The organism is Schlesneria sp., assembly GCF_036405755.1.
Lineage (GTDB): Bacteria > Planctomycetota > Planctomycetia > Planctomycetales > Planctomycetaceae > Schlesneria > Schlesneria sphaerica.
The window spans coordinates 1-11,505 of sequence record NZ_DASWWZ010000455.1; the positions used below are offsets into that span (position 1 = coordinate 1).

Below are 11,505 nucleotides of genomic sequence, written 5' to 3' on the forward strand. Positions count from 1 at the left end.
TCACCGAAATTGTCACGACGATTGTCAGTCAGACCTCAGGTCTGAATGGCCTGGTCGGCTTTGACTTCATCGAGGATCCTCAGCACGCCTGGCTGTTAGAGATCAACCCACGTTACACAGCATCGGTGGAAGTGCTTGAACTTGCGTCGGGTCGTTCGCTGCTGTCACCGCAGCCTGTGTCGTGTCAGGCTGTATCAGGTCGGGTTGAGTCAGGTCGAGACCACGGTACGAGCGAGAACCATCAACAAAGGATCGTCGCGAAACAGATTTTGTACGCTGTAGAGTCGATATCCGCCCCGGAACTTCGCCACTACTTTCGGTCAATTGACCCGTGGCAGACCCCCATCGTGACAGATATCCCCCAAGTTCCATTAACGATCGATGCAGGTTGGCCGATTTGCACTGTCTTTGCCGAGGGCTCGGACCCTGTCGCCGTGGAGGAAATGTTGCGAATGCGGGGCGAGGCAGTTCGATCGGCAATCCGTGCGTAGTTTCTCAGTAAGCGGCCTCAAGAATCTCGAGCAGGTCCTGTTCTGTTGGGCAGCGTCCATTCAGCAGCATGAGTCGCTTGATTCCAAACGATTTCCGGGCAAAAACAGGAAGTTGATCGCGCGTCCCGCCCAGGTCGCGAATCCGGGGTGGAATACCAATGGCACTTCGCAGCGCTTCCACTTGAGTGATTGCCAGTTCCGCTGCCGCTTCCGTCGAAAGCCCCTTGGTATCAGCCCCCAGGAGTTCCGCAATCCGCGCAAATTCAGGTAAGCGGGAGGGGAGGTTGAACCGCATCACATAAGGGAGCAGCAGACCATTTCCCGCGCCATGAGAACAATGCAGAGCTCCGCCAATCGGATATTCCAGTGCATGGACGAGAGCCACAGCGTTATTCGAGAAGGCGAGCCCCGCCAATGTCGCCGCGAGAGCCATACCTTCTCGCGCTGCCAGATTTTGTGGTTCGTTGACGGCGGTAACCAGATGCTTTCCGACCAGTTCAATCGCCCGTTCCGCCAGGCAATCACCAAGAGGCTGTTTTCCGTCGTAGGGAAAGGGTTCGTCTGCCGGGACATCCAGTTCATGATAGTGGACTGCCGTGTAAGCTTCGATCGCATGCGTCAGGGCATCGATACCGCTATCGGCTGATGCACGGGGAGGACACGTTAACGTCAGCTTTGGATCGACGACTGCCAAAACCGGACGGAGATAGTGGCTGAGCGAACTGATCTTGGTCTGATCCTCAGTATCGGTCAGTACTGCGGCGTGGGAAACTTCACTCCCCGTCCCTGCTGTCGTCGGAATGCAGACCAGCGGAATGATCGGGCCGGGAACTTTTCCAAAACCAAAATAGTCGCGGTAGCTTCCCCCGTGCGTGAGCACAGTTGCGACGATTTTGGCGAGATCCAGATTGCTTCCTCCACCGACACCCACGATCACATCGGGTTTGGCCCCGCGCGCCACTTCAATCGCCGCATCCGCCGTCTTGAATGAGGGCTCAGGTTCCCCCCCATCGAAGATCGTCACAGAGATCCCGGCTGCTTCCAGGGGAGCTTTCACCTGATCGACAATTTGAACCTTCGCGAGGATGGCATCCGAAACAAGCAGTATTCGTTTTGGCTTCCAGGGTTCGAGGAACTGAGCCAGCCGGCGAACAATTCCCGATCCAAAAACGATGCGCCCGGCCGAGTAGAAATTCCAGTAGTCGCGGTGTGACATGAAACGCTCACCTGCAAAATGCTGTTCGATTGTTCGGATAGCGGCCTCGATCATATCAGGCACCGCAATCGGCACCAGATACGCGATGTGAAGGATATGATGTGACGGTTATATGTGGTCCCCTCCAAAGTGCTGACGAACGGCGCCATACTGTGCCTCTCCGATGCTCCTGAACCGTCCGTGCCGCGCCCCTCTGTTCATCACGGATTCCCCACCCGGTGCACGCTCAAATCGTTGAAACCATCTTTCGCGGTCCCGTCCCCTTGATCGACATCAGGTTCGGCAGAGATCACCGTACACTGAACTCTAAACTGACAAAATCAGTATACACGTCAAGAACGATGTAACCGTCAAAGTTCCTCCAGTTGGAGTGTTGGTTACAACGAGACACCGACTCGCTATTTGGAAGCAGTCGTACCGCTTATTCCCGATGCAGTGGTTGCCGGGATGTCGATTCGATTGCGAGACTACTCTGTTTCGTGATACATCCGATTCGTCATCGCGAGGCCATCCTCAATCGATCACGTTCGGTAAATGAGATCAGGGTCTCTTTTGAGAGAGAGCACTGCGAATGACGCCCAACGGATTGGGCCCGGAAACGAAGTGCCCAAGCGGAGTCTGCCAAATGGCCCGAATTCGGATTATGTTACCAATTCTCGTCGCCTGGATGGTCTTTGTACTATCCGGTGCGTCAACTCTTTGGGCCCAGCCTTCGCCCCCAAAGCCAGCCATCGAACGTTCGCCGCTGTTAAAAGAACCGACGACTCCGGAAGAGATGTTCGCCGCAGCAGTTCTCACGGCCGATCTGGCCCGGCTTGATCTTGCTCGACTCTATCTTGAGCAATTTGAAGCCACTGAACCCGATAACGAAACGCTGATCCAACTGCGTGACAAGTACGGTACGAGTGATTTCGTAAAGCTTTCCCTTTTTAAAGAGTTGCAGCCGAACTCACAGAACTTGCTCGATCGTCTCAACGCCGCTGCGCGACTTCAGGCGGCTGACCCGGCGTTTGTTGATACCCTCATCAAGCGATTATCGGTTAATGAAACCGAACGTGCACTCGCCACAGCGGAACTCCGAAATGCGGGAATCCAAGTTGTTCCCGAGATTTTGCGGCAGATGTCGCTTCAGGAGATGGTCGATCAGCAGGACACGCTGCTGCTGGCACTGGTGCGGATGGGACCACAGGTCGTCCCTGCCTTGACTGGGGCCATGGATGCCCCGGACGAACGAGTCCGGGCTGCCATTATCGACGCATTAGGATATCTCAAATCGCCCGAAGCCATCCCCTATCTCTGGTTTCCCGCATTTGATGAACAGCAACCCGCAGGCGTGCAGACTTCCGCGAAGAATGCACTGTCGAAGTTGCTGAAGTCATACCCGAAATTGGGACTGCAGTTTTCGTCGGTGACGGCAGCCAACGAACTGCGGCGTCTGGCACGACTCTATTACCGCACTCCTCAGGCTCTTCCCGTCGATGATGACGGCAATGTCCATCTGTGGACGTGGAGTGACGCTGTCGGGACGGTGGTCGATAAGGCGATTTCACCACAATTGGCATCACTCTACGTGGCGACCCGATTCGCACGTCAATCTCTGGCATTGTCACCCGAACAACCCGAACCACAGCGCCAGTATCTTGCCGCACTCCTGGGGCTCGAAGTTTTGCGTCAGGGCTGGGATACACCACGAGTGAGTACTCCCGGCACGGCCATGTATCTGGGCCTGACAGCGGGTGAAGAGACGATGGCACAGGTGCTTGCCGAGGCGCTCGACGCAAAACGTCCATCCACGGCGGTGCCTGCACTCGAGATCCTGGGACAACTGGGGACGAGAGAGCAACTGATATCGCGAAACGGGACGAAGTCGCCCGTACTGGCTGCATTGAACTCTCCCGATCCACGGGTGCAGTTCACAGCTGCTACGACCATCCTGAAGCTCGATCCGAAACATGGCTTTTCGGGCTCCAATCGAATTGTCGGGATCCTCGCCCGGGCTCTGACGGATGTGAATCAACCTCGAGCCATTGTCATCGATTCGGACGTTCACCGTGCCAGTGCGGTGATGGGCTACATGTCGAGCGGTGGATATGCCGCCGATATGGCCGCATCCGGACGTCAGGGCTTTGAATTGGCTTCCACTCTTACCGGTGTCGAAGTTGTCTTGATCCATGTCAATGTTCAGCGATGGGACTTAACCCAGACGTTGTCAAACTTTCGCGCGGATGCCAGGACGTCTCAGTTGCCGATCGTCCTTTACGGGCCCGGCGACCTGACGGATGACCTGACCCGGTTGGTCACTCGCTCGGCACCTGCAACCTACATCGCCGAATCCGCTACCGTGTCTGACTTCCTGGATCAGTTCTTCCCGTTCATCAAGTCCGTCAAGTCAGATCCGCTGACGCCACAAGAGCGTGACCTGCAGATGAGTACCGCGGCCTACTGGCTGGCAACGATCGGCAGCGGCAGCCTCTCGAAAATTTTCGATTTGTCACAAGTGGAAAACGAGTTGGTCCTCGCGACCGAAAATCCTGCGATCGCCACCAATGCTCTGATCGGGCTGGCTGGAGTCAGAACCCCCTCTGCGCAGCGACGCCTTGCAGACATTGCCGTCAACCCACAGATGATTGACGGCGTGCGGCAGACGGCGGCGAACCAACTGGCCTACCACATCCAGCAGTTCGGCCTGATGCTCACCAAAGATGAAGTTATCAATGTCCACGCAGGTTGGAAGAACACGGAAAACCCGGACGTGAAGGGGGCGCTCGCCAGTGTGATCGGGTCGTTGCGTCCCAATCCGACAATCGTCAGCGAGCGGCTGCGGGCCTTTCCGGTTCCTGTTGCTAACTGAAACGGAGAACCGGCAGCGAAGTTCAGAGGGCTCTCGTGCATCACTCGGCGCGAATGATTCTGACTGTAATCAGCGCATTGTGCCGAACTGATGCAGCGGTCGAACCAGTCGAGCCCGTAGTGACGACGGACCTGACCAGGTGAAGCAACATGTGGTGGCTTTCGCTGCCCGCAGGAACGACAAAACTCCGGCGCAATGAGATGTTTGCACATTCAACAGACGGCTTCAATAAGTGCCGGCGCGTTATCGTTCCTGATGAACTGGAATTGGAAAGGGAACTGATCGCCGTCAAGAAAAATGCCTGCTACCCATGACTGAGCAGCAGGCATCCTATCTGACTTGCGGTTGAAGTAATTTTCCCGAAGACCAGACCAGCACACCGATTTGAACGATGTTCGGATCGTCGACGGCTCGATCCTCACACCAGAGCGGGCATTTGCGTCAGGCCGGATTACTTCTTAGACCAGGGACCGACCAGTTCGACCAGATTCCCGTCGGGATCACGATAGTTGGCCAGCGCCAAACCTGCCGGGAAGCCTTCGGGAAGGGGCACTGGGCATTTTGCAATCGGCTTGCCACCCCCCTTGGCGGCATTCTCCACAGCCAGGTTGAGATTCTTGACGGGGATTGTCAGGTAGCGGAAACCGTACGACGAGTGAATAAACGTGTTGTCCACGCGGGCCCCTGGCGTCGACTTGAACTGCATCAGCTTCAATTTCGTCGCTGTTTCCCCCTCGCCCAGCACCAGCACATGGACGTCCAGATCAATGTTATTCGACAGGCCAGTATCGAGTCCAAACGCGCCGGGAACCTTGAAGCCAGGGACTTCAGTGAAACCGAGAACATCCTTGTAGAACTTCAGCGACTTATCGAGGTCACTGACCACCATCCCCAGATCAATCGTCTGGCTGGCGAAGTTCGAATCTCGCTGCCCCTTCTGATTGGCAAATCCCCCCAGCGCAAAGGCCGTAAGAGCAACACCGGTCAAGCAAACGACGCGAAACCATGTATTTCGGCGATTCATAGAAGCCTCTCGAGTCTGATGGAAACAGGACCAGGTTCCAGTAACGGCCGTTACGGTAATTGCGAGTTCGCCGGCAAGCAACTGAATCGGGTTATTTGTTCCCGGGAGCCTGATAGGTCACCGTGACGTTGGTGCGAATTCCGCCGCGGGGAGTATAAGCCCCCACCAGCGTCATGGATCGAGGTTTTGTCACGGCGACCAGATCGTCCAGAATCTCGTTTGTCACCGCTTCATAGAACGCCCCGTGATTGCGAAACTGCTGGAGATAGAGCTTCAGCGACTTCAGTTCGTAACAGAGCTGGTCCGGTACGTACGTTAAAGTCAGCACGCCGAAGTCAGGCTGGCCGGTCTTGGGACACAGCGAGGTGAATTCAGGACAGATCGTCTCGATGGAGTAGTCCCGTGTCGGGTAGGGATTGGGGAAAGTCTCGAGCATGTCACGGAAAGGCATATTGCAGTCTCAATTTCAGTAATGGGTCATGGCGTGTTCGAAACGCCGGATCGTGCTGGAAGGCAACAGGGTTGGCAACGACAATGAATGGTCGTCGCAGCCAATCCGCCGGCGGAACAGATCTTGATGGGATTGTAGTGACGCCGACGCGTTTCCCAATCCCTCAATGGGATACAAAGCAAAGTTTTGAAGCGTCAGCGGATCGGGGGCAACCGTCCACCATGTTCGATGAATCGATGGGACAGCCCCGCTCCTCGAACCGGCAGAATCACGGTGCTTCCCTTCATTCGATTGTAGGAAACCAGTTCACCGGCTTCCTTCCCAGGAACGACGATCAGCCGTACCGCTGCAGGACGCCTGTTAAGCACAGCAAAGGAGACCTGATCCGAGATAATCGCCGCCAGTGTGGCAACGTCGGTATCTCCCGGAAGACAAATCAGATCCAGGCCGTTGGCACCCGAATTCGCGGCCATGCATAACTGGTCGAAAGTCAGCGTCCCTGACTGAGTTGCGGCAGCCAGCGATTCGTCTTCCAGGACAGACAGCATGATTCTGGAGTAAGACCCTGCAGAACAGGAAGCGAAAGCCGAACCTGCACGCATGGCGCTGAGAATCATCGAAAGGGCTGTGGCCGTCCCGGGAGCACCGACGCGTTTGATTCCCAGCAGAGGCAGTAAATCGACAACGCTGTCTCCGGGACGGTGAGTGGGCGCTAATGTGACGTCGATACTGCCGAAATCCGCCCCCAGCCGGCTGGCAATCTCACGGCCAACGAGTTCCGCCGTTCGGGTCGCCTGAAACACGGCCGTCTGAATGACCGAAGCAAACTCATCCAGCCGGGAATTCGGATTCTCAAGCAGCCGCTGCTCCAAAGCATGACGGATGATCGCTGCGGCCCCGACTCCGACATGGACGACCAGGTCACCCCAGCCGTCGCCGAGGCAGGCTCCGGTCAGATGAGGGTGCCCCGTCGAGTCGTTCGCGAGCACCGCAAGTTTTGCGGCTGCGTCACCATTACGATCGCGCGTCGCCTCTGCCGCTTGCAGCAGAGTTTCGGCCACCAGCGAGATCGCGTCCATGTTCACACCATTCTCGGTCGAGCCGACATGAACGGCTGCACGCAAACGCTCGGTGTGGGTCAGTGCTTCCGGCAGGCTTGTAATCAACTGCCGGGCACTCTGCGTCATCCCGTGCTGGACATCCGCGGCATATCCCCCGATTCGATCAGCGTGAACGTTGGCCGCGGCGCCATCCAGTGTCTTGGCGATGTTGACGAAGTCCGACGCATTAAATCCCTGCGCAACCCGGTCGATCGGGGTGACACACAATCGACGCTGTAGGACCGGAACCCCGGTCAGCGCGGCGACTTCCGAGCAGACGGCATTCAGCCGCCCTGCTTTTGAAATGATCCGATGATAGATCCCTTCGCACAGCTTATGGAAATTGCGATCCGCGCAATCCGAGATATTGATACCCAGTGTGACCGTGCGCACATCCAGCGGCAACTGTCGCAACTGTTGCAGGGCTGAAAAGAACCCTGTTAATTGATCCATAGTGGAACTCTGCGGAGTGGATTGAGTTGGTGACGAATTCGGGAAACGTTTCCCATCCGAACATCGTGGGCGAACGTCACGGGACGACCGCGTTGGAAACGACCGTGTTGAAGCCAACTGGTTCTGGATGCGCCAGTGCGGCGATCACTCGACGATGCTGCAATGAAACAGTGATACCATCCGCCTGAAATTCATTGCGGAGCTCTTCACATAATTGCAGCGCGTCAACACCTGGAGGTACCGACAGTTCCATCGCTGCCAGGAACATTTTGGCTTGTGATTCTTTGTCACGACATTCCAGCCGCCCCTGCAGATCGACCAGATCAATTCCATCCAGGGCGAGCCGATGTGCCAGAAACCGCAGGACACCTGGCCGATCAGGCCCGGCAAGGGTTAAAACGTAGCGTTCCTTTGGCGTTGGCTCGGTAGCTCCGTCGAAGCCCATGTCCTTTTCAGGATCGCGCAGAGTCACATCAGCACCGAACGCCCGACAGACCGCACGTATGTGCTCAACAATCACCTCGGGGTCCTGGTCGTCGGCAAACTCAGCCGCCATGATCATGGCAAAGAATTTCTGGATGACCGCCTGACTGACGTCACGCAAGTTGCCGCCCAGCTCATCAAGTGCGTTCGCCAGGGCTGCAAGGATGCCAGTCCGATTTGCAGCAACCACCGTCATGATGTAAAGCTTCGACATAGTTACTTTCAACGCAAAGGCGATGAGGTCATTTTCTCAATCGGAACCAGTCTTAGCCACCCAGCAGACTCTGTCGGATAAGCCCCAGGCCGCGACGGATGTCAGAGGCGCGATCGTCCCCCTCGGTTCGGATGGCGGTCAACCAACCTCGATAGTCCATTTCACTCAGCAACGCAAAGACTTCAATCCAGTCAACGTTCCCCCGCCCGACAGCCCGTTCTTCACCCCCGCGCATTCCGGAATCTCCGTCCCGCAGCTGCACATGAACGACGTGTTCGTGCAGAATGCGCAGCGATTCTGCAACCGGACGACGAGTCATGGCAAAGTGAGCGGGGTCGAAATCGATGCCGATCAATCCCGTCTTGATCTCTTGCACCAACTTCAGCAGGGTCTCTGCCGAATCGTTCGTCGGTGTGATGGCAAGGGTGGTGCCAATATGAGTTGAATGGCGGGCCAGATCACTCAGCACTTCAACCAGAAGTTGTCGATCTTTCGATTCCGCCTCTTCCGGAATTCGCCCGACACGCAAACAGAGCACAGTCGAATTCAATGAATAAGCAAATTTCATTGCATCGCGGATTGCTGCAATTCGAACGTCGAGCTTGTCCTGTTCAAACAGGGGATAATTCAGGGGAAAGACGGCCCCGGACACGATAAGACCGTATTCGCTGATCTGATGCAGCAGATCACGGCGTCCGGTTGACGTAATTTCGGATGCTCGCAGCTCGTAGCGGAGATCGAACTGCACCCCTTTCACATTCAACTCGGCCGCCGTCTTGATCGATTCAAGAAGCGGTTCAGCAAAACAGCGTGTCCCAACAGCAAGTCGAAATTGGCGCATAGTGATCGAGTAGCTTTAAAATGAGAGTTTCGTGTGCCGATATAGTTTAACAAGTAACGGCAATTTGCCCACGAACTCGCCCCTGACGAGTCCGTGTGGGTTGGCACAGATTGTTCGTAATCGGAACAGCCTCCGTAAGAATCAGGATGGGAACAATTCGGAACTCTTCCCCAAACAGGAAGTCTCCGCGGATGCGATCCCCTCAGCGAAGACATTTCGAGAATTCGCATGTGATTTGTCACACGTGGGGAAAATACGATGCGATAACCGGGAAACTTTTGGCAGAGAAACTTTGATTCAAAAACCTCGCACTCCCCCCAGGCTCGTCAGTTTGTCGTAATACCGCGTCCCGGAACATGGATTATCAATTGTTGGGGGTTTCCTCGAGTCAATGCCAGTTGAAACCGGTCTTGAGCAAAAATGGATTTCCTGCCACATTCCTCGCGCAGCCCCCTCACGATGCCAAATCATCAACCCAGTAACCGTGTTCGAATGTTAAAGCGACTGATTCCTGTCGGATTGATTGCTTTGGCGACCACTGCCCTTTGCGGTTGTGTGTCGCTTGACGCAAAAGGTCCGCCAATCGCGAACCCCGTTTTTGTGCGGGCGAACAATCCGGAAGAGGCGTGGGAACGGACGGTGGATGTCGTCCACGACTATCTTTTCGAAATTGAACGGGAAAATAAGCTGGGGGGCGTCATCGAGACCCGTTACAAGACGGGTGCCAGCATGCTGGAACCGTGGCATCCGGACACTGTCGGGGCAGAAAACCGATGGGAAAGCAGCCTGCAGTCGATTCGCCGTAAAGCCTTTGTCCGTTTTACCCCCGCGCCTGGTGGGTATCTGGTCGGCATTGAGGCGGTCAAGGAACTGGAAGACGTATCAAAGGCAGCCAATTTCGCCGGGGGTGCGACTTTTCTCGACAACAGTGCACTGCAGCGTGACCTGAATCCGGTCGTGGGACAGGCAACCCCCTCTGGATGGATCAACAAAGGGCGTGACGAAGATCTTGAGCAGGCCATGCTCAGAACGCTGAACCGTCGTTTTTCTCAATAGCCGCTCTGGTCGAATCGACTCAGCTTCGATCGAGTGCATCTCTGTCGCATGCTCGCGGTGACGAACTTCTTGATGCGGCCTGCTCCACACAAAATCTCCCGACCGACGATGCCCATCTGCTACGACAGGCGCCTCAACGACCCGGTAACGACCGGTAATGACTATTAAAAGAATGTTCTGTCGCTCCGATACATCAGGAATTCTCTTAAGCGTTTCCTGATTGGTGACGAACTATCGACCAGGACTTCATGGAATTGTCGTGATTGCCGTTCGACAGGCAAAACCTGCCGTTGTCAGATTTTGCGATTGCCGATAGCTTCTCGCTCGCGTGCGGGCCGTGTGGCTCGCCGTCAGACCGATTTGCCATGGATGGCGAAATGAAACGCGGAATGCTGGCATTGATATTCGCTTGCCTGGCCTCTTGCGGCTGTGCAGGCAAAGTGGACACTGACCTGCTGCAGGCTCGCATCCGCGAGCAGGCAATTCAGTTAGCGGAATCGGAGAACGAAATCGCCCGTACACGGGCGGAGTTAAAGCGAGCTCTGCTGGAAGCGGAGCGGCTCCAGGCCGAGCTCACTCCTAAGGAAGGGGATACGAAGCCCCTGACCTCACTCGCTGCCAGAATAGATCGAGTCCATATTCATTCGCTGGCAAGTGGCGGGTTGAATAAGGACGATCAACCGGGTGACGACGCCGTTGTCATTCAGTTCGTACCTGTTGACGTCGAGGGTGACATTCTCAAAGTTCCCGGCGATGTCGAATTTCGACTCTCTGATCCCCAGGCGCCCTCTTCCCAACAGGAAATTGGGTATTGGAACTTTTCTGCTGACGAATGTCGTGAACACTGGACCCGAGGTCTCACAAGTTCGGGGTACCAGTTCACCTTGCCGCTTCAGACTCGACCAAAGCACAACAGTCTGGTACTGCACCTGAATTTCAGTACAGCCGACGACCGTCAGCTTGAAGTGTCACAGATTGTGAAGGTGGTCCCTGCATCCCAGACGGCTCGCAGGGTTGGCAGTCAGTCGCAGCCAAGGCTGGTTCGAACCGTGGACGAGTCGGACGAGATGCTGCCTCCCGTCGGTGGATGGGATTCGGACGACGAGGAAGAGGAATCGGACGTGGATGAGTCCGAGGAATCTGCCGAGACCACACCGACCTCAGATCGTGCACTGCAGCATTCTGCCAACTGGACGGACGCAACGATCCCCCAGCTCCGTTAAAGGGAATTCGCGAGTGGAAATCGAGTGGACCGGGCAACGAGGAACCGTCTGTTTCATCTTGAAGCCTAAGCCACTTCCAATTTGCGCACAGAGACCTTCAAA

Annotated in this window: 10 protein-coding genes and 1 pseudogene; 5 read left to right on the plus strand and 6 right to left on the minus strand. The window is 55.8% G+C overall.

The window, feature by feature from the left end:
• A pseudogene (locus VGE80_RS15500) lies at positions 1-491 on the plus strand (hypothetical protein); the annotation flags it as partial.
• Positions 492-495: 4 nt separating this feature from the next.
• Here the strand turns inward: VGE80_RS15500 and VGE80_RS15505 are convergent.
• Positions 496-1,707: an iron-containing alcohol dehydrogenase gene (locus VGE80_RS15505; protein WP_440593292.1), complete on the minus strand. Its 1,212-nt coding sequence runs from the start codon at positions 1,705-1,707 to the stop codon at positions 496-498.
• Positions 1,708-2,332: 625 nt separating this feature from the next.
• On the opposite strand from VGE80_RS15505, the gene VGE80_RS15510 reads away from it, so the two are divergent.
• Both VGE80_RS15510 and VGE80_RS15515 read left to right on the plus strand, forming a co-directional pair.
• Positions 2,333-4,558 (plus strand): HEAT repeat domain-containing protein, encoded by a 2,226-nt coding sequence (locus VGE80_RS15510; RefSeq protein ID WP_440593293.1) that lies wholly within the window; start codon positions 2,333-2,335, stop codon positions 4,556-4,558.
• A gap of 149 nt (positions 4,559-4,707) precedes the next feature.
• On the plus strand, positions 4,708-4,872 hold the full coding sequence (locus VGE80_RS15515) for a hypothetical protein (RefSeq protein ID WP_440593294.1): 165 nt from the start codon (positions 4,708-4,710) through the stop codon (positions 4,870-4,872).
• A gap of 137 nt (positions 4,873-5,009) precedes the next feature.
• Here the strand turns inward: VGE80_RS15515 and VGE80_RS15520 are convergent, their stop codons facing one another.
• The 5 genes from VGE80_RS15520 to VGE80_RS15540 form a co-directional block, all read right to left on the minus strand.
• Positions 5,010-5,582, minus strand: a complete 573-nt coding sequence (locus VGE80_RS15520; RefSeq protein ID WP_373651506.1) for a VOC family protein — start codon at positions 5,580-5,582, stop codon at positions 5,010-5,012.
• 91 nt (positions 5,583-5,673) lie between these two features.
• Entirely contained in the window at positions 5,674-6,033 is a 360-nt protein-coding gene (queF, locus tag VGE80_RS15525) for a preQ(1) synthase (protein WP_440593295.1), read from the minus strand.
• 194 nt (positions 6,034-6,227) lie between these two features.
• Positions 6,228-7,586 carry a DUF711 family protein gene (locus VGE80_RS15530; RefSeq protein WP_373651504.1) on the minus strand — a complete coding sequence of 453 codons (1,359 nt, stop codon included), beginning with the start codon at positions 7,584-7,586 and terminating at the stop codon, positions 6,228-6,230.
• 76 nt (positions 7,587-7,662) lie between these two features.
• Entirely contained in the window at positions 7,663-8,283 is a 621-nt protein-coding gene (locus VGE80_RS15535; RefSeq protein WP_373651503.1) for a glycine cleavage system protein R, read from the minus strand.
• A 52-nt stretch (positions 8,284-8,335) separates the two neighbouring features.
• Positions 8,336-9,124 (minus strand): sugar phosphate isomerase/epimerase family protein, encoded by a 789-nt coding sequence (locus VGE80_RS15540; RefSeq protein WP_397570529.1) that lies wholly within the window; start codon positions 9,122-9,124, stop codon positions 8,336-8,338.
• A 492-nt stretch (positions 9,125-9,616) separates the two neighbouring features.
• Here VGE80_RS15540 and VGE80_RS15545 point away from each other — a divergent pair, with 492 nt between their 5' ends.
• Both VGE80_RS15545 and VGE80_RS15550 read left to right on the plus strand, forming a co-directional pair.
• The gene (locus tag VGE80_RS15545) at positions 9,617-10,180 is read left to right on the plus strand and encodes a hypothetical protein (RefSeq protein WP_373651501.1); all 564 of its coding nucleotides are present in this window, start codon (positions 9,617-9,619) and stop codon (positions 10,178-10,180) included.
• A gap of 377 nt (positions 10,181-10,557) precedes the next feature.
• Positions 10,558-11,403 (plus strand): hypothetical protein, encoded by an 846-nt coding sequence (locus tag VGE80_RS15550; RefSeq protein ID WP_440593296.1) that lies wholly within the window; start codon positions 10,558-10,560, stop codon positions 11,401-11,403.
• Positions 11,404-11,505 lie beyond the last annotated feature (102 nt).